At 34.6% G+C, this 24,044-nt stretch carries 25 protein-coding genes, 1 pseudogene and 1 other annotated feature; of the genes and pseudogenes, 18 read left to right on the top strand and 8 right to left on the bottom strand.

The window, feature by feature from the left end:
* Window positions 1-4: 4 nt before the first annotated feature.
* Together dtd and AC37UB_RS07350 are read left to right on the top strand one after the other, a co-directional pair.
* The gene (gene dtd / locus AC37UB_RS07355) at window positions 5-442 is read left to right on the top strand and encodes a D-aminoacyl-tRNA deacylase (RefSeq protein ID WP_117973335.1); all 438 of its coding nucleotides are present in this window, start codon (window positions 5-7) and stop codon (window positions 440-442) included.
* A gap of 151 nt (window positions 443-593) precedes the next feature.
* Entirely contained in the window at window positions 594-1,778 is a 1,185-nt protein-coding gene (locus AC37UB_RS07350) for an MFS transporter (protein ID WP_117973334.1), read from the top strand.
* 831 nt (window positions 1,779-2,609) lie between these two features.
* Here AC37UB_RS07350 and trhO read toward each other — a convergent pair.
* Window positions 2,610-3,587, bottom strand: coding sequence for an oxygen-dependent tRNA uridine(34) hydroxylase TrhO (gene trhO / locus AC37UB_RS07345; protein ID WP_117973333.1), 978 nt, complete (start codon window positions 3,585-3,587; stop codon window positions 2,610-2,612).
* A 169-nt stretch (window positions 3,588-3,756) separates the two neighbouring features.
* Here trhO and AC37UB_RS07340 point away from each other — a divergent pair, with 169 nt between their 5' ends.
* Complete coding sequence (locus AC37UB_RS07340; RefSeq protein WP_117973332.1) at window positions 3,757-4,185, top strand: NusG domain II-containing protein; 429 nt, start codon at window positions 3,757-3,759, stop codon at window positions 4,183-4,185.
* A gap of 63 nt (window positions 4,186-4,248) precedes the next feature.
* On the top strand, window positions 4,249-4,563 hold the full coding sequence (locus tag AC37UB_RS07335; protein ID WP_117973331.1) for a hypothetical protein: 315 nt from the start codon (window positions 4,249-4,251) through the stop codon (window positions 4,561-4,563).
* A 220-nt stretch (window positions 4,564-4,783) separates the two neighbouring features.
* Here the strand turns inward: AC37UB_RS07335 and AC37UB_RS07330 are convergent, their stop codons facing one another.
* From AC37UB_RS07330 to AC37UB_RS07315, 4 genes are read right to left on the bottom strand one after another with little or no spacing between them, the layout of a single operon-like run.
* Complete coding sequence (locus tag AC37UB_RS07330; RefSeq protein WP_117973330.1) at window positions 4,784-5,416, bottom strand: ECF transporter S component; 633 nt, start codon at window positions 5,414-5,416, stop codon at window positions 4,784-4,786.
* 11 nt (window positions 5,417-5,427) lie between these two features.
* Window positions 5,428-5,970, bottom strand: a complete 543-nt coding sequence (locus tag AC37UB_RS07325; RefSeq protein ID WP_490685533.1) for a phosphopantothenoylcysteine decarboxylase — start codon at window positions 5,968-5,970, stop codon at window positions 5,428-5,430.
* Window positions 5,971-5,974: 4 nt separating this feature from the next.
* A complete protein-coding gene (locus tag AC37UB_RS07320; protein WP_490685532.1) occupies window positions 5,975-6,730 on the bottom strand; it encodes a phosphopantothenoylcysteine decarboxylase domain-containing protein in 756 nt (251 codons plus the stop codon).
* Window positions 6,731-6,745: 15 nt separating this feature from the next.
* Entirely contained in the window at window positions 6,746-7,378 is a 633-nt protein-coding gene (locus AC37UB_RS07315; RefSeq protein ID WP_490685531.1) for an NAD-dependent epimerase/dehydratase family protein, read from the bottom strand.
* 146 nt (window positions 7,379-7,524) lie between these two features.
* Here AC37UB_RS07315 and AC37UB_RS07310 point away from each other — a divergent pair, with 146 nt between their 5' ends.
* The 11 genes from AC37UB_RS07310 to yajC all read left to right on the top strand — a co-directional run bounded on the left by AC37UB_RS07310 (window position 7,525) and on the right by yajC (window position 18,782).
* Entirely contained in the window at window positions 7,525-8,325 is an 801-nt protein-coding gene (locus AC37UB_RS07310; RefSeq protein ID WP_117973326.1) for a TIGR00282 family metallophosphoesterase, read from the top strand.
* A gap of 24 nt (window positions 8,326-8,349) precedes the next feature.
* A complete protein-coding gene (locus AC37UB_RS07305; protein WP_490685530.1) occupies window positions 8,350-8,733 on the top strand; it encodes a YlbF family regulator in 384 nt (127 codons plus the stop codon).
* A 12-nt stretch (window positions 8,734-8,745) separates the two neighbouring features.
* Window positions 8,746-11,340 carry a DNA mismatch repair protein MutS gene (gene mutS, locus AC37UB_RS07300; RefSeq protein WP_490685529.1) on the top strand — a complete coding sequence of 865 codons (2,595 nt, stop codon included), beginning with the start codon at window positions 8,746-8,748 and terminating at the stop codon, window positions 11,338-11,340.
* Between the two features lie 15 nt (window positions 11,341-11,355).
* Window positions 11,356-13,281 carry a DNA mismatch repair endonuclease MutL gene (gene mutL, locus AC37UB_RS07295; RefSeq protein ID WP_490685528.1) on the top strand — a complete coding sequence of 642 codons (1,926 nt, stop codon included), beginning with the start codon at window positions 11,356-11,358 and terminating at the stop codon, window positions 13,279-13,281.
* 14 nt (window positions 13,282-13,295) lie between these two features.
* Complete coding sequence (locus AC37UB_RS07290) at window positions 13,296-13,847, top strand: Maf family protein (protein WP_117973322.1); 552 nt, start codon at window positions 13,296-13,298, stop codon at window positions 13,845-13,847.
* Window positions 13,844-14,278, top strand: a complete 435-nt coding sequence (gene msrB, locus AC37UB_RS07285) for a peptide-methionine (R)-S-oxide reductase MsrB (protein WP_199500912.1) — start codon at window positions 13,844-13,846, stop codon at window positions 14,276-14,278. The genes AC37UB_RS07290 and msrB overlap by 4 nt, the downstream gene beginning before the upstream one ends.
* Before the next feature lie 121 nt (window positions 14,279-14,399).
* Window positions 14,400-15,017, top strand: coding sequence for a Holliday junction branch migration protein RuvA (gene ruvA / locus AC37UB_RS07280; protein ID WP_241699467.1), 618 nt, complete (start codon window positions 14,400-14,402; stop codon window positions 15,015-15,017).
* Between the two features lie 15 nt (window positions 15,018-15,032).
* Window positions 15,033-16,046, top strand: a complete 1,014-nt coding sequence (ruvB, locus tag AC37UB_RS07275) for a Holliday junction branch migration DNA helicase RuvB (RefSeq protein WP_241699466.1) — start codon at window positions 15,033-15,035, stop codon at window positions 16,044-16,046.
* Between the two features lie 80 nt (window positions 16,047-16,126).
* Window positions 16,127-17,161, top strand: coding sequence for a tRNA preQ1(34) S-adenosylmethionine ribosyltransferase-isomerase QueA (queA, locus tag AC37UB_RS07270; RefSeq protein WP_490685527.1), 1,035 nt, complete (start codon window positions 16,127-16,129; stop codon window positions 17,159-17,161).
* 17 nt (window positions 17,162-17,178) lie between these two features.
* A complete protein-coding gene (gene tgt / locus AC37UB_RS07265) occupies window positions 17,179-18,324 on the top strand; it encodes a tRNA guanosine(34) transglycosylase Tgt (RefSeq protein ID WP_117973317.1) in 1,146 nt (381 codons plus the stop codon).
* 83 nt (window positions 18,325-18,407) lie between these two features.
* A complete protein-coding gene (yajC, locus tag AC37UB_RS07260; RefSeq protein WP_490685526.1) occupies window positions 18,408-18,782 on the top strand; it encodes a preprotein translocase subunit YajC in 375 nt (124 codons plus the stop codon).
* A gap of 47 nt (window positions 18,783-18,829) precedes the next feature.
* Here the strand turns inward: yajC and AC37UB_RS07255 are convergent.
* The 3 genes and pseudogenes from AC37UB_RS07255 to AC37UB_RS07245 form a co-directional block, all read right to left on the bottom strand.
* Window positions 18,830-19,140, bottom strand: a pseudogene (locus tag AC37UB_RS07255) (transposase); the annotation flags it as partial.
* A 108-nt stretch (window positions 19,141-19,248) separates the two neighbouring features.
* Window positions 19,249-21,177, bottom strand: a complete 1,929-nt coding sequence (locus AC37UB_RS07250; protein ID WP_490685525.1) for a heavy metal translocating P-type ATPase — start codon at window positions 21,175-21,177, stop codon at window positions 19,249-19,251.
* Between the two features lie 135 nt (window positions 21,178-21,312).
* A complete protein-coding gene (locus tag AC37UB_RS07245) occupies window positions 21,313-21,882 on the bottom strand; it encodes a GNAT family N-acetyltransferase (protein WP_490685524.1) in 570 nt (189 codons plus the stop codon).
* A 232-nt stretch (window positions 21,883-22,114) separates the two neighbouring features.
* On the opposite strand from AC37UB_RS07245, the gene rplK reads away from it, so the two are divergent.
* The 3 genes from rplK (at window position 22,115) to rplJ (ending at window position 24,042) form a co-directional block, all read left to right on the top strand.
* Window positions 22,115-22,537 carry a 50S ribosomal protein L11 gene (gene rplK / locus AC37UB_RS07240; RefSeq protein ID WP_071457521.1) on the top strand — a complete coding sequence of 141 codons (423 nt, stop codon included), beginning with the start codon at window positions 22,115-22,117 and terminating at the stop codon, window positions 22,535-22,537.
* Between the two features lie 105 nt (window positions 22,538-22,642).
* Window positions 22,643-23,332: a 50S ribosomal protein L1 gene (gene rplA / locus AC37UB_RS07235; protein WP_117973313.1), complete on the top strand. Its 690-nt coding sequence runs from the start codon at window positions 22,643-22,645 to the stop codon at window positions 23,330-23,332.
* A gap of 45 nt (window positions 23,333-23,377) precedes the next feature.
* Window positions 23,378-23,505 (top strand) — a sequence feature (ribosomal protein L10 leader region).
* Window positions 23,506-23,541: 36 nt separating this feature from the next.
* Window positions 23,542-24,042, top strand: a complete 501-nt coding sequence (gene rplJ, locus AC37UB_RS07230; protein WP_117973312.1) for a 50S ribosomal protein L10 — start codon at window positions 23,542-23,544, stop codon at window positions 24,040-24,042.
* The last annotated feature ends 2 nt before the right edge of the window (window positions 24,043-24,044 follow it).

Here is a 24,044-nt window from a genome sequence, read left to right as displayed (position 1 = left end):
CAGTATGCGAGTAGTATTGCAACGTGTATCAGAAGCAAGTGTCTCAATAGATAACAAAAAAGTAGCGAGTATCAAAAAAGGATATATGCTTTTAGTTGGTATTGCAGAAGAAGATACGAAAGAAGAAGCAGATTATCTGGCAAAAAAAATAAGTAAACTAAGAGTTTTTGAAGATGACGATGGAAAGATGAATCTTGATATCCATCAAATTGAAGGTAGCATTTTATCCATTTCACAGTTTACTTTATTAGCAGATATTAAAAAGGGTAATCGTCCAAGTTTTGCTAAAGCAGGTCATCCGAATATGGCAAGTAAACTCTATGATTACTTTAATAAACGATTACGTCAAGAAGGACTAGAAGTTAAAGAAGGTATTTTTGGAGCGGATATGTTAGTTGATATAAAAAATGATGGACCTGTAACGATTATTTATGACAAATAATTAGAAAGATATCAAACATCTAATAAGAGGTGTTTGATGTCTTTTTTAATTGCTGTAAAAAACAAAATAATAAAAAACGAAAATTTTTCTTTCTTTTTGTGAATAATTATGATTTAATAGTAAAAATGGTTAAAAGAAGGAGCGATTGTTCGTGTCTAAGTATCAACGAAAAGTTTTAGTATCAACAGCAGCAGGTATCGGGTTAGAGAACATGGATATCATGTTTTTAGCATTTTCATTATCATCTATTATTTCATCACTACAGGTTACAAGTGCTCAAGCGGGATTTATTTCCACTATTACTAATTTGGGCATGTTGGCAGGTGGTATTTTTTTTGGCCTTTTAGCCGATAAAATAGGAAGAGTTAAAGTCTTTTCATATACAGTTGTTACTTTTTCTATGGCATCATTGTTGATGTTTTTTGCTTCAAATATTTATTTGGTTTATTTATTCCGTTTTATTGCAGGTGTGGGAGCAGGTGGAGAGTATGGGGCATGTATGTCACTTGTTTCAGAAACATTTTCAAAGAAAAACTTAGCAAGAGCAACGTCGGTAGTTGCGATTGGTGGACAAGTAGGAGCAATTGTTGCGGCTATTTTAGCCTCATTGATTATTCCTGTACTAGGTTGGAAGATGTTGTATGTTATAGGTGTTTTACCAATATTTTTTGTCTTGTTTATTCGAAGAGGGCTAACAGAGCCAGAAAGTTTTAAAGAACGTCAAGAAAGTGGTGAAAAACCAACATTATCTTTATTATTTAAAGACGCTCAAACGACTTGGCAAACAGTGGGACTAACTTTAATGGTAACGGTCCAAATTGCGGGATATTTCGGGTTGATGAACTGGTTACCATCTATTATGCAAATACAACTAGGCTTGTCTGTATCAGGATCGTCATTGTGGATGATTAGTACTATCTTTGGTATGAGTTTAGGGATGTTAACATTTGGAACGGTGATGGATAAGTTAGGCCCTAAATTATCTTTTGGATTATTTTTGATTTTTTCGTCTTTATCAGTTTATCTGATTATATTGTCAAAAGGTCAATGGAGTTTACTGCTGTCAACGATGTTAGTTGGCTACTTTATTAATGGTATGTATGGTGGATACGGTGCAATAATCAGTTCACTTTACCCAACTGAAATACGTGCGACAGCTAATAATGTGATTATGAACTTAGGTCGCGCAATTGGTGGTTTTTCTTCTGTTGTGATTGGCTTTTTAATGGACAATTATTCCCTAACAGCTGTAGTGGTGTGTTTATCGGCTATTTACTTAGTAAGTTTATGTATCATGCTGACTATTCCAGGATTTAAGTTATATAAAGAAAAGTAGAGAGGAATTTATCTTTATATTTTCTTAAGTAAAAGTTTAAATAAACTAATAAAAAAAGGCATTGTTTTATCATGGTTTGATATTACTATATAAGTGTACCAACAAAACAACCCTAACAAACTTTTTCATTTTATTTACTCCTCCAAAGTAAATAAACAACTCCTTTTTGCCACTAGTAAAAACTAGTGGCTTTTTTATGTGGGATGTTCTTTACTTTTTCTTAAGTAAAAGGTCACAAAAAGCATAAAAAAGGACATCGCTTTTTCATAAAAAGAGGTTAGTATATAAGCATACCAACAAAACAACCCTAACAAACTTTTTCATTTTATTTACTCCTCCAAAGTAAATAAATAACTCCTTTTTGCCACTAGTAAAAACTAGTGGCTTTTTTATGTGGGATGTTCTTTACTTTTTCTTAAGTAAAAGGTCACAAAAAGCATGAAAAAGGACATCGTTTTTTCATAGAAAGAGGTTAGTATATAAGCATACCAACAAAACAACCCTAACAAACTTTTTCATTTTATTTACTCCTCCAAAGTAAATAAATAACTCCTTTTTGCCACTAGTGAAAACTAGTGGCTTTTTTATGTGGGATGTTCTTTACTTTTTCTTAAGTAAAAGGTCACAAAAAGCATGAAAAAGGACATCGTTTTTTCATAGAAAGAGGTTAGTATATAAGCATACCAACAAAACAACCCTAACAAACTTTTTCATTTTATTTACTCCTCCAAAGTAAATAAATAACTCCTTTTTGCCACTAGTGAAAACTAGTGGCTTTTTTATATAAAAAAGAATCTTGCAAAATGCAAGATTCCTTTAAATATTTATTGATCACTCAACTGTTTCCATTCTTTCAACATCAAATTCTTCACCTAAGTCATGAATTCTTTTAATCCATTCTTCTGGTGTAATGTTATTTTCAGTGATGTAACGATTTCTTTCATGAATACGACAGTCATGAGAACAACCACGAACATATTTTGCTTCATTTTCTTCTGAACATAAAATTTGTCGGTTACATTCTGGATTACCACAGTTGACATAACGCTCACAAGGCGTGCCATCAAACCAATCAACTCCGACGACAACAGGATCAACGTGGTTGATAGGGACACTAATACGTTCATCAAATACATACATTTTTCCATCCCATAGCTCACCTTGAACTTCAGGATCACGACCGTAAGTAGCGATACCACCATGTAATTGGCCAACATCATTAAAACCTTCACGAACTAACCAACCAGAGAATTTTTCACAACGAATGCCTCCTGTACAGTAAGTCACAACACGTTTATCCATAAATTTTTCCTTGTTATCACGGATCCATTGAGGCAATTCTCTAAATGTACGAATATCTGGACGAACAGCTCCTCTAAAGTGACCTAAATCATACTCGTAATCATTTCTTGCATCAATGACAATGGTATCCTCATCTAAAATAGCTTCTTTAAACTCTTGAGGTGATAAATAATTTCCAGTTAATTCTAACGGGTTGATATCATCTTCTAATTTTAAAGAGACTAGTTCAGGACGAGGACGGACGAACATTTTTTTGAACGCTTGCTCGTCAGCTGGATCTATTTTAAAGAAAATATCTTTGAAACGTTCATCAGCATGCATGTAATCCATATAACGTTGTGTGTCTTCAGTTAGACCAGACAGAGTACCATTGATGCCTTCTTTGGCAACTAATACACGACCTTTAAGATTAAATGATTTACATAATTCTAAATGCTCTTTGGCAAATTCTTCAGGATTTTCAATAGGGACATATAAATAATATAATAATACTTGATACTTTGACACAGTAATTCCTCCTAGAGTTTGTATCAAACAATTATAGATAAAAGTTTTAAAAATAGCAATATTGATGTTTTTTTCACAAGTACATAAAAAGATATTTAAATAAAAAAGTTGACGATTTTTGAAATTAACGTTATCTTACTAAGAGTAGTGCTTGAAAGGAAATAAAAAGATGAAATTATGGCATGAATTAAAAAAACAATGGCGATATATGGATGGCGTTGTAATCATTTGTTTGGTTGTGTTGTCATTTGTTCCGTATGTGGTTTTTGGAATGAGTCAAGCAAAAGAAAAAGACGATAGTGGCACAATAGCTATTGTAACTATCAATGGTAAAGAAGTTGATCGGTTTGATTTAAATGAGGACACCAAACATTTTGAAAAAACGTATTATCCAGGTGGAGATAAATATAATATAGTGGAAGTGGACGGCACACGTATTCGAGTAAAAGAAGACAATAGTCCTGATCAAATAGCAGTCATGACAAGTTGGATTAGTCGTGTGGGCCAAACCAGTATCTGTTTACCACATAAACTAGTGATTGAGATAAAAGCAAAAAATCCAGAAAATGATGAAGATGATATGATTATGACTTACTAAAACTCTTACGAAAAAGTAAGAGTTTTTTTGTTATACTAATAGAGAGAAGGAGGTATCATAATAATGAAAAAAATATATTATTTATATCTAGTGATTGGGATTTATTGTGTTGTATTATTAATATCTGGAAAAATGTGGTTAATGATAGCTTACCTAACCATGTTATCTGTTGCAAAATATTATTCTATTAAACGGCAAAAAGAATTAAATTATATGTGGCATTTGGCTGAGAAAAATGGAATGTCATTATCTGAGTTGAGTCAATTATCAAATATAGGTCAATTGGATTTAAAAGCAACACGATATGAGGAATCAGGAAGATATTTACCACCTAGAAAAGTGGTGAGACAGACAATTAATAAACTTGAAAAATATTAATGATGTTAGAACAACCATGTTAATGCACTTTATATTTTTAATTAGTTAAGGGAAATGTTCTGTTCTTTAGTAGATTAATTTAAATATAAAACCCCACTTTGGTTAAAGTGGGGTAGACTGATACAAGTACATAAGCAAGCGTAAGTGATATACGGGTTATGTCTCATAATAAAGTCATTTATTATTCTATCATAATTGTTCAAAAAAACAACGATTTTTTCTATAGATGTTGTCCACCTTTTTGATAGATTTTCAACAACACGCCAGTAATAGCACTTACTACAATACCAGCTACTAATGCTTCTGGGACACCATTAATAAAAATAACGCTTAAAACAGCTTTATAAAGACCAGCTCCGATGGCTACTCCTTTTAATTGAGAATAGGCATCTTGGAATAATAGATAGATTAAATTCATAACCAGAAGTGTATTAACCATTGAAGCAGCAATACCTGATATAAAGAGCGATAGTCTATCAGGTAGCTTATTAGTTGAATTTAGCCATTTATAGACAAAATAAGGGACAACACCAGTTAATATTCTAGGAATAAGCGCAATGACAATTGCCCATAAACTCCCATTGTTTGTCCCAATGACTGGTATAAATGGAGAGAAAGCAAATGATAAAGCAGATGGCGTCATGGTATTAATTGTCATACTCAGTAATCCAAATGATAACCCTAAAAATGCTCCGATTCTTGGTCCTAAGACAATTCCTCCAATAATAACAGGAATGTGTACGAGTGTAGCTTTTATAAAACCTAAGTTGATAAACCCTAGTGGTGTAAAAGAAAATAAAATGATGATTGCTAAAAATATAGCGGTAAGTGTTAAACGTTTTGTTTTCACAATGAAACTCCTTTTTATTTTTTGATTAATTGCTTTTTGATTATATCAACGATAACCTCAACATCAGCTAAGGCACCTTTACCATAATCACCACAAGCTAGTAAACTTTCTTTTGGTTCAATAATCGTGTAACCATCTTCTTCTAACTGTGCTAAATTTCGTTGCATAGCAGGATTTGTATACATATAGGTATTCATGGCAGGAGCAACCAATTTGGGAATATCATGGACAGCTAAAGCTGTGGTAGATAGCATATCATCTGCAATTCCATTAGCCATTTTCCCAATAATATTAGCAGTAGCAGGTGCAACTAAAAATAAATCCGCACGTTTTACCATATCAATATGATTAATATCACTCGGTTTACCCTCATACATGACATCAGTATGAACCATCTCTTTTGATAGCACTTGAAGGGTTAGTGGTGGAATTATTTGCGTGCTATTTTTTGTCATAATTACTTCGACGTCGATTTGTTGTTTTTTTAATTGACTGATAATATCAGCTGCTTTATAGGCAGAAATGCTCGCAGAAACTCCTAATAATACTTTTGGCATAAGTTTATCCCTCCTGTTTAATGATATTTAACAGACTATTAGCAATGTCTTGCTTTGTTTCACATCGCTCTTTAATGCCTGTTTGATTAATGATGAGAGCTTGATGTTGAGTAGTTGAAATATGTTCTAAATCATTTGCTACGATATAATCAGCTTTATTTTTTTCAATGCTTTCTTTTGCTGCTGTTACTAGGTCTATTTCTGGGACACCCACTAATAATTTAAATCCAATCATCTGAGTGGTTGGTTGCCACTTCTTAATAGAATGAATCACTTTAGGTGCTTTTTTTAACGCGATAATCAGTTGTTCAGAGGTTGAACGAATTTTTTTCTCTTTATTTGTTGCAAATTGATTAGATATTAGAGTTTCTTTAATTAATGTCTCAAGATTTTCTTTTGTTGCAGGTTGTTTAGTTGTAATGACATCGGCTAGTTGTTTGGCAAGATTAACTTCTGATGTTGTGTAATCAAGCTCATAATCACTGACAGCCATGCTATGAATGACAGTGTGAATGGTATGAGTAGTTAATAAATCATGCATCGTTTTTTCTAAATCTCTGACAGAAGAAATAGGATAGTTATGAATATTATCTTTATCTGGTAAAACAGCTCTTGGCCCATGAACATAAAAGATAGTATGGACATGTGGACTTAGCGTTTCTGCTATGACTTTTCCTAAAGAACCTGTGGCGTGATTGGTTAGATTTCTAACCGAATCAATGGCTTCAGATGTTCCTCCTGCAGTTATTAAAATATTCACTTCAGACAGCTCCTTTTACTGTGTTAAATCAACATATTTACTTTGTTTATCCGGTGTACTAATAATGTTCAAAATAGTTTTTGAAAGTTTGTCTAAATCAATAGGATAGACTTGTCTACACCAGTACGATAAAAGAGGTAAGCTAGAACCTAATTTTAAAGCTAATGCTTGCATTTGTTTAAGCCGTTTCTTTTTTTGTGTGACTAGACCAGAGTAGACAATTGTATTGACGTTGTTTTGAGCTATTAAATAGCTTTCAGCTTCTTTTTTAGCTTTGATATAGCCAAATGGTCCTAATTTAGCTGATAAAAATAAATAAGGGACACAGTGAGATGATGCCCATTGGCTGATAATTTTATTTGGTTCAATGATACTACTTTGATAGGTTTGCTTGTTTGATGGGATTAATATTCCAATTAAATTAATACAATAGTAGATATTTTGTGGAAGTTGTTTTTGCCAAGTGTCATGGTCTACTACGTCGCTTGCAATCCAAGTCATGTTCGCATGATGGACCCAATCTTCATTTAAACTAGGTTTTCCATGCGTTGAAATGCTATAGACGTGATATCCTTGAATTAAAGCCTTTTGGCAAATGTTTCTTCCAATAAAACCGCTTCCTCCGAAGATAAGTAGTGTGTTTGGCATGATGTTTCACCCTTTCAAGAAACACTATTTTTTCCATTCTAACATAAAAATAATAGAATGAAAGATAGAAAAAATTTTGATTTCTTTTATTTAGGTTTGAAACTTGTTAAAATATACAGGTAGCTAATTAGAAAAGAGGAAAATAAATGCGTTTATTATTTGTTGGAGATGTTGTCGGGTCATTAGGAAGAGAAACCTTAGGCACCTATCTTCCAAAGTTAAAGAAAAAATATCATCCCCAAGTCACGATTGTGAATGGTGAAAATGCCGCAGCAGGTCGTGGGATTACAGAAAAAATATACAAAGAAATCTTACAATATGGGGCAGATGTGGTGACTTTGGGTAACCACGCTTGGGATAATCGCGATATTTTTGAGTTTATACAGGACGCAAAAAAAATGGTTCGACCAGTGAATTTTCCAAAAGACACAACACCTGGAAAAGGGATTGTTTATGTCAAAGTAAATACGATTGAGTTAGCCGTCATTAACTTACAAGCAAGAACGTTTATGATACCAATAGATGATCCATTTGATGTGATTGATAAATTAGTTGAAGAAGCATCACAAAGAACATCTCATATTTTTATTGATTTTCATGGAGAAGTAACGAGTGAAAAACAAGCAATGGGTTGGTTTTTAGACGGACGTGTTTCTGCTATTGTTGGGACACATACACATGTTCAAACAAATGATGCACGTATTTTGCCAGAAGGAACAGCTTATTTATCAGATGTTGGGATGACAGGGCCATATGATGGTATTTTAGGTATGGAAAGAACAGCTGTTATTGAAAAGTTTCGTACCGCTTTGCCACATCGTTTTGAAGTGGTTACAAGTGGGCGTTCAATCTTATCTTATTGTGTGATTGATATTGATGATAAGACAGGAAAAGCGAAAAAAATAGAAGCAAATACCATTAGTGCAGATAGTCCGTTTAGAGAATAGTGTAATAAGAAAGGGGCTTTTATGATGGAGAAAAGAGAAGTCTATGACACAAAAATAAATGAGTCTTTATCTATCTTGTTAGAGAGTTTAGAAGATCACGACACCATAAAAGCTTATAAAAGAATAGAGAAAAAAATTGATAAACACGATGGATTAAAAGAGATGGTGGAACAAATCAAACAGCTGCAAAAAGAAGCAGTGAAGTTTTCTCACTATGACAAACCAAATGCTGAAAAAGAAGTGTTAAGACAAGCCGATGAACTGCAAGAAGCATTTGATCATCATCCACTAGTACTTGAATATAGGGAGTGTTTGGTTGAAGCCAATGATTTGTTGCATCATTTAACGTCTTTATTGCAATCGCAAGTGAACGAGTCATTAGAAAAGTTATTAAATGAAAAAGAGTAGGGAAGTGATTGTATGCCACAAAAAACAAAACATACGCCAATGATGGAGCAGTATTTTGAAATCAAAGCGCAATATCCAGACGCTTTTTTATTTTATCGTTTGGGTGATTTTTATGAAATGTTTTATGAGGATGCAGAAAAGGTATCTCAATTATTAGAATTAACGCTAACTAGTCGAAATAAAAATGCAGAAAATCCGATACCAATGTGTGGGGTGCCCCATCATTCTGCTGCCAATTATATTGATATTTTAGTTGAAAAAGGGTATAAAGTGGCAATCTGTGAGCAAGTTGAAGATCCTAAAACCACAAAAGGTATGGTGAAACGTGAAGTCGTTCAGTTAGTCACACCAGGGACTGCGCTAGGAAAGCAAGAAACCGATGCAAAGCAAAATAATTTTTTAACAGCGATTGTCTATGATGAGGTTAGTGGCCGCTATGGTTTTTCTTATACGGATTTAAGTACAGGGGAAATGAATGTTGCCACATTGCTAGATGAAGAGACAGTTCAAAATGAGTGTAGTGGGTTAAGAACGAAAGAAATCGTAATCGGAAGTGACTTGCCACAGTCGTTATTAGAGTGGCTTGAATCACAATCGATTGTTCAGTCACCTCAAACGATAGGCGAAATAGAATCTGAATTTAGTTATTTGATGGAAAAAATAGAGGATAAGTTAGCCAAATTATCAACACAGATATTACTAACGTATCTTTCCAACACACAAAAAAGACAGTTAAGTCATTTACAGCAAGCTCAAGTCTATGAGCCAAGTCACTTTTTAAAAATGGATTATTACTCTAAATATAATTTAGAATTAACGCAATCCATTCGATCAAAAGATAAAAAAGGCACATTGCTCTGGCTACTTGATGAAACCCAAACAGCGATGGGTGGGCGTTTATTAAAACAATGGATTGATCGCCCTTTATTAAAGTTATCAGCTATTAAAGAGAGGCAAGAAATGGTTGAAAGTTTGACTCAAGCTTATTTTGAGCGAATGGATTTAAAAGAGTATTTACGCCATGTCTATGATTTAGAGCGATTAGCCGGACGCGTGGCATTTGGGACAGTTAATGGGCGTGATTTGCTTCAATTAAAACAATCACTTGAGCAAATTCCGATGATTCAAAATATCATTCAAGGATTAGATAATGGTCAGTTTGGTACATTGTTAGAACAAATTACACCAATGGATGATTTAGTTGCGATTATTAGTGAGTCAATTAATGAAGAAGCCCCTTTATCGATTACTGAGGGGAATGTTATTAAAGATGGCTTTAATGATGAGTTAGATAAATACCGTGATGCTATGAAAAATGGCAAACAATGGTTAGCCGAAATGGAAGCCAAAGAACGCCAAGCGACAGGCATAAAAACATTAAAAATTAAATTTAACCGAGTATTTGGCTATTTTATTGAAGTGACAAAAAGTAATATTCAAGATGTACCAGTTGATCGGTATGAAAGAAAGCAAACACTAGCCAACGCAGAAAGATATATTACACCTGAGTTGAAAGAGATGGAAACACTAATTTTAGAGTCACAAGAAAAATCACAAGAATTAGAATATCGTTTGTTCTTAGAAGTAAGAGAAACGGTCAAAGAGTCAATTGAACGGTTGCAGTCACTCGCAAAAGCTGTGGCAACACTTGATATTTTACAAGGATTTGCTGAAATTAGTGAAACATATCAATATGTTCGACCTGAAATGACAACGAATCAATCGATTATTCAAGTAGATAATGGAAGACATCCGGTTGTTGAAAAAGTATTAGGCAGTCAAGAATATGTGCCAAATAGTATTGAGATGGATAAAGACACGATGATTTTACTAATAACTGGACCAAACATGTCAGGAAAAAGTACCTATATGAGGCAACTAGCTCTAACAGTTATTATGGCTCAAATTGGCTGTTTTGTTCCCGCTGAAAAAGCAGTTTTACCTATTTTTGATCAGATTTTTACCCGAATTGGGGCATCAGATGATTTGATATCAGGACAAAGTACGTTTATGGTTGAGATGATGGAAGCAAATCAAGCATTGCAGTATGCGACACCAAATAGTTTGATTTTATTTGATGAGTTAGGTCGTGGAACTGCAACGTATGACGGAATGGCATTAGCTCAAGCAATTATCGAATATATTCACGAATATGTGGGAGCTAAAACTCTTTTCTCTACGCATTATCATGAAATTACAACACTTGAACAAGAATTAAAAGGTGTTAGCAATCGTCATGTTGGAGCAGTGGAAGAAAATGGTGAAGTCGTCTTTTTACACAAAATGATGGAAGGTCCAGCTGATAAAAGTTACGGGATTCATGTAGCTAAACTAGCAGGATTACCAACGAATTTACTACATAGAGCATCTGATTTATTAGAAAATTTTGAATCACAAGCAGTTCATACAACAGAAGTTAGTGACGCACATCTAATTTTTGAAAAAGAAATAACATCAACAGAAGATGCGGCACAACTATCATTGTTTTCAGAAGAAACACCTGAATCAGTTGAAGTGGTGAATGATATTAAAAATTTAAATCTGTTAAGTGTAACGCCACTCGAAGCGTTAAATATTTTATTTGAATTACAAAAAAAAGTGCAGTAAAAGGAGGCTAGAAGCATGGCGAAAATTGAAGAGTTATCACAGATTTTAGCCAACCAAATTGCTGCTGGTGAGGTAGTGGAACGTCCCGCTTCAGTCGTCAAAGAGTTGCTTGAAAACTCGATTGATGCTGGTAGTACGAAAATTGATATTTTTATTGAAGAATCAGGATTAAAGAAAATTCAAGTAATTGATAATGGGGAAGGTATTGCATCAGATGATGTATTAAATGCCTTTAAGCGACATGCTACCAGTAAAATTCATACACGTGAAGATTTGTTTCGTATTCGTTCACTAGGATTTCGTGGTGAAGCATTACCAAGTATTGCCTCAGTATCTGAAGTCACACTTGAAACATCCACTGGTGAAGAAGGAAGCTATCTTTTCTTATCGGGAGGTGTGGTGAAAGAGCATAAGTCTCACTCATTGCGTAAAGGAACTAGTATAACGGTTGAAAATATCTTTTTTAATACACCAGCTAGACTAAAATATGTTAAAACATTACAAACAGAGTTAGCTAATATTGGTGATGTAGTCAATCGGTTAGCTATGAGCCATCCAGATATTTCGTTTTCATTAACGAATGATGGTCATCGAATGTTACGAACACTAGGAAGTGGTAATTTAAAACAAGCGATTGCCGGTATTTATGGTGTTAATACAGCAAAAAAAATGATTGAAGTATCAGGGGATGATTTGGATTTTAAGCTAACAGGTTATGTGTCTTTACCAGAAGTGACACGAGCTAGCCGTAATTATATCTCACTCATCATCAATGGTCGCTACATCAAAAATTTTATTTTAAATAAAGCCATTGTGTCTGGCTATGGATCAAAACTGATGGTGGGTCGATTTCCGATTGCCGTGTTATCAATTGAGATGGACCCATTGCTTGTTGATGTGAATGTTCATCCAACTAAACAAGAAGTTCGCCTAAGTAAAGAAAAAGAACTCGTTACGCTAATTGAAACAAGCATTGCTAAAACGTTGGGTGAGGAAGTGCTGATTCCTCGCGTGAATGATAGCAAACCATTTAAAAAACAAGTTGAAACGGTTAAAGTGGAGCAACAACAATTGCCATTTGAGCATTCATCTAAATCACTAGAGCGTGAACAACAAATTAAAGATACCAATTTAGCTTATGATTCATTGACAGGTGAATTTTATTTAAAAAATAATGAAGAAAAAGAACTATTTAAAGAAGCAAAAGATTACACAAATGGTGTCTCAGAAAAATTAGATGATGCGACTTATACGCAAGAGAGTGACATAGAATCAAATACTGTTTCTCATGAAGTGATTGAAGAAGTGGTTGATCTACCAAAAACTGATACGCAAGAAACATCAACGCACAGTTTTCCCCATTTAGAATATTTTGGTCAAATGCATGGCACCTATTTATTTGCCCAAAGTGATGAGGGACTTTATATTATTGATCAACATGCCGCTCAAGAACGTATCAAGTATGAGTATTTTAGAGAAAAAATAGGAGACGTTGGGGAAGACAAACAACAACTTCTTGTGCCAATTATTTTGGAATACTCAGTAGATGATTACATAAAGATTAAAGAAAATCTATCGGTGTTTGAAGAAGTCGGGATTGAGTTAGAGGATTTTGGACAACAGAGTTTTATTATCCGTTCTCATCCAACGTGGTATCCAGTTGGAAAAGAAGAGTCGACCATCCGTGAAATGATTGATATTTTCCTAGAAGAAGGAAAAGTTGAAGTAAAATCCTTTCGTGAGGCTACAGCAATTATGATGAGTTGTAAGCAATCAATTAAGGCCAACCATCATTTGGATGAACGTCAAGCACGAGCTTTATTAGACGAGTTAGAAACATGTGAGAATCCGTTTAATTGTCCGCACGGTCGCCCTGTGTTGATTCACTTTACCAATCAGGATATGGAAAAATTATTTAAACGAATTCAAGAGCCACATTAGAAAGGAAGACGTACATGATACTAGCGTCAGCATCACCTAGAAGAAAAGAGTTATTGTCATTTGTGACAAGTCATTTTACGATAAGCCCAGCCGATATAGATGAAACGGTCAATTTAGATGAATTACCCAAAGATTATGTTCGTCGCATGGCCAGAGAAAAAGCTAAAGAAATTATTAAACTTTATCCAAATGAAACAGTAATTGGGTGTGATACAACAGTTGTGTTAGATAATAACATTATGGGGAAGCCGATTGATGAAAAAGATGCTTACAACATGCTAGAAAAACTAAGTGGCACCACACATAAAGTGATGACAGCCGTTTGTGTGATAACCCCTGAAAAAATATATGAACATATCGAAGTTGTGGATGTTTTGTTTTATGATTTGGATGAAGAAGACATCACTGGTTACATTAAAACTGGTGAACCAATGGATAAAGCAGGGGCTTATGGTGTCCAAGGAAAAGCAAGTGTGTTTGTCAAAGAGATAAAAGGGGATTATTTTTCTATCGTTGGCTTACCAGTTGGTTATTTAAACCAACTATTTAAAGAATTAGGAAGGTGAATGAGTTGGTAAATAAAGATGAATTAAAAGAACAATTAACTCCCTTACAATATCAAGTAACACAAGAAAATGGAACAGAACGTCCTTTTTCAAGTGAGTACGACCAATTTGATAAAGATGGCATTTACGTAGATATCGTTAGTGGGGAACCATTGTTTTCTTCAACGGATAAATATGACGCTGGATGTGGCTGGCCATCATTTACAAAGCCTATAGCAACATTAAAAGAACTTGAAGACACTACGCTTGCAAGAGTGCGAACTGAAGTCAGAAGTTCCCAAGCTGATTCTCACTTAGGTCATGTGTTTCCAGACGGACCACAAGACAAAGGTGGACTAAGGTATTGTATTAATGGTGCTGCGTTACGTTTTGTTCCAGTTGAAGATTTAGAAAAAGAAGGCTATGCTGAATATTTAGCACTGTTTAATTAATTAGGGCTTCCCATATTTATGGGGGCTTTTTTTAATAAGGAAAGCATAGGAAAGCATAGGATAATTGTTCGGGATATGGTACAATTTTAGGGAACATGCGTACGTGAAAGGAAGAAAACAAGTGTATGAATACATCAAAGGGACAGTAACATTTACTAGTCCTTATTATATAGTCGTTGAAACAAATGGATTAGGTTATCAAATTGCGGTGGCAAATCCATTTCGCTATTCAGCTTATTTAAATCAAGAGGTGACGGTTTACTTGCATCAGGTTATTCGTGATGATGCCCATTTACTTTATGGGTTTGCCACATTAGAGGAAAAACAACTATTTTTAAAATTAATTAGTGTCTCAGGAATTGGACCAAAAAGTGGATTAGCGATTATGGCGTTAGATGACCATTCAGGTTTAGTTCAAGCAATCGAAGCGCAAGACGCGACGTATTTAACGAAATTCCCAGGTGTTGGAAAGAAAACAGCACAACAAATGATTTTAGATTTACAAGGTAAATTAGATGATGTTGCAGTCGAAGCATCTGAAACGACCACTATTTCCACACAAGAAGATTTATTTACTGTAGAGACAACGCAACAATTAGATGAAGCAATCGAAGCCCTAAAAGCACTTGGGTATTCTGAAAGAGAGATTAAGAAAATTAAAAAAGAGCTTGAAAGTTATCAAGATAAGACAACAGACGAGTACTTACGTATTGGGTTGAAATTATTAATGAAAAAGTAGGGGATGGTAAAGAAGATGTCAGAACAAGAAGAAAGACTTGTCTCTTCTGAAACATTAGACGCGGAAGAAATGGTAGAAAAGTCGCTTAGGCCAACACGATTATCGCAATACATTGGTCAACAAAAAGTGAAAGATGAATTGACAATTTACATCAAGGCAGCCAAACAACGAAATGAAGCACTTGACCATGTCTTACTCTATGGACCACCGGGATTAGGAAAAACAACGATGGCTATGGTGATAGCAAATGAAATGGATGTCAGCATTAAAACAACGAGTGGACCAGCCATTGAAAAACCAGGAGATTTAGTGGCAATACTAAATGAGTTAGAACCAGGGGACGTGTTATTTATTGATGAAATTCATCGTTTACCACGTGTGGCGGAAGAACTTTTGTACTCAGCTATGGAAGATTTTTATGTCGATATTATGATAGGACAAGGGCCTACTTCTCATCCTGTTCATTTTGAGTTGCCTCCATTTACTTTGGTAGGGGCAACGACACGAGCTGGTATGTTATCAGCACCTTTGAGAGATCGCTTTGGGATTATTTGTCATATGGAATACTATGATGAAGCTGATTTGAAAGAAATTGTTATTCGCTCGTCAGATATTTTTGATGTGGTGATAGAGGAAAGTGGTGCGTATGAAATTGCTAGACGTTCACGTGGCACGCCACGTATTGCCAATCGTTTATTAAAACGTGTGAGAGATTTTGCTCAAGTCACAGGGGAAGGTGTAGTCACAAAACAAATTGCTGATGATGCATTAAAAATGCTCCAAGTCGATGATAAAGGATTAGATTATGTCGATCAGAAATTGCTTCGTGCGATGATTGAGTTATACAATGGTGGACCAGTTGGATTAACGACCATTTCTGTAAATATCAGCGAAGAACGTGAAACAGTAGAAGATATGTATGAACCTTACCTTATCCAGAAAGGGTTCATCAAACGCACACAACGAGGACGTGTTGTGACAGAATACGCGTATCAACATTTAGGTTATCCTTATAATCAAAATAGTTAAGCTATCTTGACTGTTTTTATTTAAGAGTAAAAGTGTTAAAATACAACAGGAGATAGAACAGAAAGGAAATAGGTGAGGATATGACATTAAAAACCTCTGACTTTGATTTTGATTTACCAGAAGAGTTAATCGCACAAACACCACTAGAAAATCGTGCGGCATCAAAGTTATTAATATTAGATTCGAAAACTGGAGCAATTGAGGACACGCAATTTCCTGCAATTATAGATGAATTAAATGAAGGAGATGCTCTTGTTATGAATGATACAAGAGTTCTTCCTGCAAGGCTTCACGGAGAAAAACCTGATACAGGTGGTCATTTAGAAGTTTTATTGTTAACGAATACAACAGGTGACACATGGGAAACCTTAATTAAACCAGCCAAACGTGCCAAAAAAGGTACCGTGATTTCATTTGGAAATGGGGCATTAAAAGCAGTCGTTGAGGAAGAACTAGAACATGGTGGTCGCATGATTACTTTTTCTTATGATGGAGTCTTTCTAGAGATTTTAGAATCTCTTGGTGAAATGCCATTACCTCCATATATCAAAGAGCGACTAAATGATAACGATCGCTATCAAACCGTTTATGCGAAAGAAAATGGGTCAGCAGCAGCTCCAACAGCTGGGTTACATTTCACACCAGATGTCTTGAAAAAAATTGAAGATAAAGGGGTTAAATTAGTATATTTAACCCTTCACGTTGGACTTGGAACATTTAGACCAGTCAGTGTGGATGATGTGGAAAATCATAAAATGCATAGTGAGTTTTATCGTTTAACTAAAGATTCGGCAGACACATTGAATGAAGTCAAAGAACAAGGTGGAAAAGTTGTAGCAGTTGGAACAACATCTATCAGAACGCTTGAAACCATTGGGACAAAGTTTGACGGCAAATTACAAGAAGACAACGGTTGGACAGATATATTTATTAAACCAGGTTATGAGTTTAAAATAGTCGATGCGTTTTTAACTAATTTCCACTTACCAATGTCAACATTGATTATGTTAGTCAGTGCGTTTGCCGGAAAAGACAACGTCCTTAATGCCTATGAGCATGCTGTAAAAGAAAAATATCGCTTCTTTAGCTTTGGGGATGCGATGTTTGTTAAATAAAGAAAGAGAGAAAAGACATGACAGAACCAGCAATTAAATACCGATTGATAAAAAAAGAAAAACATACTGGCGCAAGACTAGGTGAAATTATTACCCCTCATGGAACATTCCCAACGCCAATGTTTATGCCTGTTGGAACACTTGCCACTGTAAAGACAATGGCACCGGAAGAATTAAAAGAGATGGGTGCCGGAATTATTTTAAGTAATACCTATCATTTATGGTTACGCCCTGGTGAGGACATTGTAGAAGGTGCAGGTGGACTACATAAATTTATGAACTGGGACCAAGGAATTTTAACCGATTCTGGAGGATTCCAGGTCTGGTCATTATCAGATATGCGACAAATTGAAGAATCTGGTGTTCATTTTAGAAACCACCTAAATGGTTCTAAGATGTTTTTATCACCAGAAAAAGCTATTCAAATTCAAAATAAATTAGGACCAGATATCATGATGAGTTTTGATGAGTGTCCACCATTCCAAGAAAGTCATGACTACGTGAAAAAATCTATTGAGAGAACATCACGTTGGGCTGAACGTGGACTAAAAGCTCATCAAAATCCTGATAGACAAGGACTATTTGGTATTATTCAAGGAGCTGGGTACAAAGATTTGCGTGAACAAAGTGCGCGTGAATTAGTTAGCTTAGACTTCCCTGGTTATTCTATCGGAGGATTGTCAGTAGGAGAACCTAAAGAAGAGATGAACAAAGTGCTTGAATACACAACACCACTGATTCCAGAAAATAAACCTCGTTACTTAATGGGTGTTGGAACGCCAGACTCATTAATTGATGGCGTAATTCGTGGAGTTGATATGTTTGATTGTGTGTTACCAACACGTATTGCAAGAAACGGAACATGTATGACAAGTCAAGGACGTTTGGTCGTTAAAAATGCAAAATACGCAGAAGACTATCGTCCAATTGATGAGAAATGTGATTGCTACACTTGTCGCAATTACACACGAGCTTACATTCGTCATCTCATTAAATGTGATGAAACATTCGGTATTCGTTTGACGTCTTATCATAACTTGTATTTCTTATTAAATACCATGAAACAAGTCAGACAAGCTATTATGGATGATAACTTATTAGAATTTAGACAAGCGTTTTTTGAAGAGTATGGCTTTAATAAAGAAAATGCCAAGAATTTCTAAAATTTATAGAATTTTTGTAGTTAAATAATTAAAAATTTGTTACAGTTATAGTTGAGTGAAATAAGAAAGAGGTGAACTAAGTTATGCAAACATTGATACCATTGATATTAGTGATGGGTGGAATGATGTTTTTTATGAGTCGTTCTCAAAAGAAACAACAAGCTCAACGTCAACAATTATTAGATAGTATGCAACCTGGTAGTGAAGTTGTGACTATTGGTGGACTATACGGAATCGTTCATGAAGTAGATAAAGAAAAAGGCACAGTGACTCTTGATTGTGAAGGAATCTATTTAGAATTTGAACGAGGAGCAATTAAAACAGTTAAAGCACCTGCAGCACCTACATCTAATGAACCTATAGAGGATAATACGTCAGAAGTTGAAGTAACTGAAGTAACTGAAGTTGAAGTGGTTGAAGAACCAGTCACTGAAGAAGAAAAAAAAGATAACGAATAATAAGAAAATAGTACTTTTTAAGTGCTATTTTTTATTTTTTTTATTTGTCAAATTAAGCTAGACAAAATATCATTATCTATATAACTCAAAAATACTTCCAATGGTGTTTTATAGTTTAATGATTTTCTAGGGATATTATTTCTTTTAGATGCGATAGATTGGATAAAAGATTCCTTAACTTCGTTGAAATCAATTTGATTAGGTAATCTATCTTTGCGTAATAACCCATTAAAGAGTTCGTTTAAGTCTTTTTTAGGGTGTTCCTGAATTGGCAAAATAAATATCAATATTATTTAGCTTGCTGATTGATTTAAATAGATGGCATGGAAATTTTTTTAAACCAATTATTTAAACTATTGTGATCACTTTCCTTGTTGTCTTTGGTTGTCTAGCTTAATTTTACAATCGGCGATACAAAAAAACAGGAGATAGAATTTAGTCTCTCTCCTGAATATAATGATATATTTTAATTTTTAAGTGGTGTTAAAAGTCTTAATCCATTAAATAAGACAACTAATGTAGATCCTTCATGGGCTAAAATACCAATAGGTAAGTTCATTTGACCAAAAATATTTAATACAACAAGTAATGCGACAACACCCATAGAGAAAATAATGTTTTGTTTAACCACTTTATCTAATTTTTTAGATAGACGATAAGCGTAACCTAGTTTGTCTAAGTCGTTTTGCATTAAAACAACATCTGCTACATCAATGGCAACGTCCGTCCCATCACCCATAGCCACACCAATATCAGCTTTTACAAGAGCTGGTGCATCATTGACCCCATCACCAACCATGGCTGTTAAACCATATTTGTCTTGAAGTGAGCTAACAATTTGTGATTTGTTTTCAGGTAGGACATTTCCTGCAACTTCGTCAATTTTAAGCGTACTTGCGACCGCATGACCAGTACGTTCAGCATCACCGGTGATCATTGTAGTGTGAATATTATGTTCTTTGAAGTAAGCAATAAGTTGCTGTGCTTTTGGATTTGGTAAATCCATCATGGCGATTAATCCAATGACCACATCATCTTCAGAAAATAGTACGACTGTTTTTCCTTCTTCAGCATATTTTCTTTCAAATGATTCAATGTCAGAAGACACGTTAGTAAATTGAGAAGCTTTCCCGATTTTGTATGTATGTCCTTTATAAGTTGATACGAGTCCTTTCCCAATTTGATTTTCAATAGTTAATGGAATGTCATTAACTATTTCAATTGATTCGACAATCGCATTAGCTAATGGATGATTGGCTTGTTTTTCCATGGCTATAATTAAATCAGTATAGAATGTTTCTTCGTTTGTGATGTGATCAATAAAGTGAACATCAGTGACTTTTGGTTTTCCTTCGGTTAATGTACCAGTTTTATCAAATGCGATAGCTTTAATTTCTGAAAGGTTTGAAAGGTAAGAGCCGCCTTTGAATAGAACTCCGCGTTTAGCTAAGTTTGAAATGGCAGATAGTGTCGCTGGAATATCACTCGCAGCAAGGGCACAAGGCGAAGCAACTGTTAAGAATACCATGCCTTTGTAAAAACTATCATACCAAGCCATATTGAAAACAAGTGGCATTAATACAATGTATAAGAATACAAGAACCATAACACTCGTGACATATTTGGGTTCTAAACGTTTAATCTTTGTGGCAGTTTTAGATAGGTTTGATTGAGATTCATTGACTAACTGTAAAATTTTAGCAAATACAGTGTCTGTACTATCTTTTGTTACAACCATTGTAATAGTTCCATCACCATTGATTGTACTACCAAAAACATTATCACCAACTGTTTTTTCAGCAGGAATACTTTCACCGTTGATTGATGATTCATCAATTGATGTGTATCCAGTTAGAATGATTCCGTCAGTTGGAATTTGTTCCCCATTTAATACTTTCAAATGATCGCCAATTTTTAGTTGAGCAATATCTACTGTCTTAGTAGAACCGTCTGAAAGTATTAATTTAGCATCAGTTGGATTCATTTTCATTAAAGAAGTAATTTCTTTTTTACTTTTATTTTCCACATAATGTTCTAAAAAGTGAGCGGCAGCAAAGATAAGAATTAGAAGAGCCCCCTCGGTATAATCTCCGATAAGTACTGCACCGATTGCTGCAAGGGACATTAAAACATGGACATTTGGCATAAATTTTTTAAGTCGTTTGGTTTCTTTAATGGTATCTTCAAAACCCTCAATCATAATGTGATACCCAGAAAGAACAATAGTTGAAACGGAAAGAATGGTTTTTAAAGTGCCAACTGGTAAAAATAAACTAATCAGAAATGTTGCTAAACCTAGAAAGAATAGAACGACTGGTAGATTACCATGATTGTGATTATGTGCGTGGCTACATTTTTCATGATTATGGTCAACGGCATGTTGTGATTGTGACATGTGGTTCAACTCCTTTTTATATAAGTGGGCAATCATATGAATATCTGTTCATGTTTAAATTATATATCCTTATACAAGAAAAAGCAAATAAAACCTCGATTATTTTTTCGAATAATCGAGGTTTTATAATTTTGGCTAAATATGTTTCTGTAAATGCTCGTATCTATGACCGGCAATATCAATTTCACCTGATTTTTCAAAACCATTGTTCAAATAAATTCTTTTGGCATTGTCATTAACTAAATCACAATTCAAACCTATAGTAGAAAGATTTGATTGTGTCGCTAATTCAGAAAGAGAGTTAAGCAACTCTTTTGCGACACCTTTACCACGATGATTAGGAGAGGTTACTAATGTATCCAAATACCATTCATTATCAAAGGCTTCTTTTTCAGTAAATAAACGATATTTTTCTATTGGTAAGTTGTGTTGTTCTAGAATGTCAAAGAATCCTTCATCAATATTTTTTTCTAAATGTTGTGGGTAGCCAAAAGCCACACCAGCGACTTCACCATTAATTTCTTTTACCAATGCATTTTTGTAACCGTAACGATGGGTTGGCTTTTCTATAAAACCAGTAACGAGTAAATTTTTTACCTCATCCTCAGGTAATTTATTGAAGATATCTAATTCCATATCTCTTAGAACGATCATCACTAAGTCGATGGCTTGGCTAGCATCTTTTTTTTCTGCAAAACGAATCATTTTGAACGGTTCCTCCTTTTGTTATAAATTAAGTACTGTTACTATATCATGCGTATAATATAGTAGCAACTTGCAAAAAAGTAAAAATATAAAAAAGAGTATTGATTATTTTAAAAATGATAGTATAATATGAAGGTGCGTGTAATACACGTATTTCTTTTTTATTTACAGTGTGGGAGGAGAAATTTACATCTCCATTAAACCACATCACGGACTTAAGGAGGTATGTCTCGTGGCAAAGAAAGTTGAAAAATTAGTTAAATTACAAATTCCTGCAGGGAAAGCAACACCAGCTCCACCGGTAGGTCCAGCGTTAGGTCAAGCGGGTATTAACATTATGGGATTCACAAAAGAATTCAACGCTCGTACAGCAGATCAAGCTGGTTTAATTATTCCAGTTGTAATTTCTGTATATGAAGACCGTTCATTTACATTTATTACAAAAACACCACCAGCTGCAGTTTTACTTAAAAAAGCAGCTAACATTGAAAAAGGTTCAGGAGAGCCTAACTCTAAAAAAGTAGCAACTGTTACTAAAGATCAAGTAAAAGAAATCGCTGAAACTAAAATGCAAGACCTAAACGCAGCTGATATTGAAGCAGCTATGCGCATGGTAGAAGGTACTGCACGAAGCATGGGTATCACTGTAGAGTAAACTTCTACAGCGAGTCTTGAAGTAGCTTCTCAGTCGAATTTATATTGAAAAATATAAATACGTGGGAGGTACAACCGTTATAACCACAATCAAGGAGGAAACAAAATGGCTAAGAAAAGTAAAAAAATGCAAGAAGCATTGAAAAAAGTAGATGTAACAAAAGAATACTCTGTAGCAGAAGCAGTAGCTTTAGCTAAAGAAACAAACATTGCTAAATTCGACGCAACTGTAGAAGTTGCTTACCGTCTAAATGTAGACCCTAAAAAAGCTGATCAACAAATACGTGGAGCTATGGTATTACCTAATGGAACTGGTAAAACTCAATCTGTATTAGTTTTCGCTAAAGGTGAAAAAGCTAAAGAAGCAGAAGCTGCTGGAGCTGACTTTGTTGGTGAAGCTGACATGGTAGAAAAAATTAAAGGTGGATGGTTTGGTTTTGACGTAGTCGTAGCTACTCCAGACATGATGGCGCAAGTTGGTCAATTAGGACGTGTATTAGGACCTAAAGGATTAATGCCTAACCCTAAAACAGGAACAGTTACTATGGACGTAACAAAAGCTGTTGAAGAAGTTAAAGCAGGTAAAGTAACTTACCGTGTAGACAAACAAGGGAATATTCATGTCCCAATTGGTAAAGTATCATTTGATGATGCTAAATTAATTGAAAACTTTGAAGCGTTAAATGATGTTATCGTAAAAGCTAAACCAGCTGCTACTAAAGGAACTTATATTCAAAACTTAACAATTACAACAACTTTTGGACCTGGTGTTAAAGTTGATAAATTTTCATTCTAATTAATAAAAACAGTTGACCTAGATAACTGTAGATGTTATAGTTATCTAGGTTAAAATATTATGCCGAAGACAGTAGGTGGTTCTAGAACCTTAATTTCCTACCGAGGACAATGATTAATACAATCAATAGTCCCTCTATGTCAACGGTGGCATGGAGTTTTTTTGTATAAAAAATTCCACCATCTATTAATTAACGGAGGTGAAAATAAATGAGTGAAGCATCAATTGCAAAAAAAGCACAAGAAGTTGAAGTGATTTCTGCTAAACTAAAAGAAGCTGCATCTGTTGTTGTAGTGGATTATCGTGGTTTAACGGTAGAAGAAGTAACTAACTTACGTAAACAATTACGTGATGCAAACGTTGAGATGAAAGTTATCAAAAATGGTATCTTACGTCGTGCCGCTGAAAAAGCTGGATTAGAAGGTATGGAAGATGTATTCTTTGGACCTACTGCTGTAGCATTCAGTAACGAAGACGTTGTTGCACCTGCTAAAATCATGAATGATTTTGCAAAAGAAGCAGAAGCGCTAGAAATTAAAGGTGGCATTATCGAAGGAAATGTTTCTTCTAAAGAAGAAATCATTGCTTTGGCAAAACTACCAAGTCGCGAAGGCTTACTTTCTATGTTACTATCTGTACTTCAAGCTCCTGTCAGAAACGTGGCTTATGCAGTCAAAGCTGTGGCAGAAAAAGAAGAAGAAGTTGCTTAATA

It is taken from the genome of Vagococcus changpingensis (genome assembly GCF_058211775.1).
Note: the sequence above shows the minus strand (reverse complement) of the source record. Positions and strands in the feature narration are given on the sequence as shown.

Bases quoted from the DNA above. Each gene is read 5' to 3' on its own strand.
- dtd (WP_117973335.1), top strand. From the start codon at position 5: ATGCGAGTAGTATTGCAACGTGTATCAGAAGCAAGTGTCTCAATAGAT.
- AC37UB_RS07340 (WP_117973332.1), top strand. From the start codon at position 3,757: ATGAAATTATGGCATGAATTAAAAAAACAATGGCGATATATGGATGGC.
- AC37UB_RS07335 (WP_117973331.1), top strand. From the start codon at position 4,249: ATGAAAAAAATATATTATTTATATCTAGTGATTGGGATTTATTGTGTT.
- AC37UB_RS07325 (WP_490685533.1), bottom strand. From the start codon at position 5,970: ATGCCAAAAGTATTATTAGGAGTTTCTGCGAGCATTTCTGCCTATAAA.
- AC37UB_RS07315 (WP_490685531.1), bottom strand. From the start codon at position 7,378: ATGCCAAACACACTACTTATCTTCGGAGGAAGCGGTTTTATTGGAAGA.
- AC37UB_RS07310 (WP_117973326.1), top strand. From the start codon at position 7,525: ATGCGTTTATTATTTGTTGGAGATGTTGTCGGGTCATTAGGAAGAGAA.
- AC37UB_RS07305 (WP_490685530.1), top strand. From the start codon at position 8,350: ATGGAGAAAAGAGAAGTCTATGACACAAAAATAAATGAGTCTTTATCT.
- mutS (WP_490685529.1), top strand. From the start codon at position 8,746: ATGCCACAAAAAACAAAACATACGCCAATGATGGAGCAGTATTTTGAA.
- mutL (WP_490685528.1), top strand. From the start codon at position 11,356: ATGGCGAAAATTGAAGAGTTATCACAGATTTTAGCCAACCAAATTGCT.
- AC37UB_RS07290 (WP_117973322.1), top strand. From the start codon at position 13,296: ATGATACTAGCGTCAGCATCACCTAGAAGAAAAGAGTTATTGTCATTT.
- ruvB (WP_241699466.1), top strand. From the start codon at position 15,033: ATGTCAGAACAAGAAGAAAGACTTGTCTCTTCTGAAACATTAGACGCG.
- queA (WP_490685527.1), top strand. From the start codon at position 16,127: ATGACATTAAAAACCTCTGACTTTGATTTTGATTTACCAGAAGAGTTA.
- tgt (WP_117973317.1), top strand. From the start codon at position 17,179: ATGACAGAACCAGCAATTAAATACCGATTGATAAAAAAAGAAAAACAT.
- yajC (WP_490685526.1), top strand. From the start codon at position 18,408: ATGCAAACATTGATACCATTGATATTAGTGATGGGTGGAATGATGTTT.
- AC37UB_RS07250 (WP_490685525.1), bottom strand. From the start codon at position 21,177: ATGTCACAATCACAACATGCCGTTGACCATAATCATGAAAAATGTAGC.
- AC37UB_RS07245 (WP_490685524.1), bottom strand. From the start codon at position 21,882: ATGATTCGTTTTGCAGAAAAAAAAGATGCTAGCCAAGCCATCGACTTA.
- rplA (WP_117973313.1), top strand. From the start codon at position 22,643: ATGGCTAAGAAAAGTAAAAAAATGCAAGAAGCATTGAAAAAAGTAGAT.
- rplJ (WP_117973312.1), top strand. From the start codon at position 23,542: ATGAGTGAAGCATCAATTGCAAAAAAAGCACAAGAAGTTGAAGTGATT.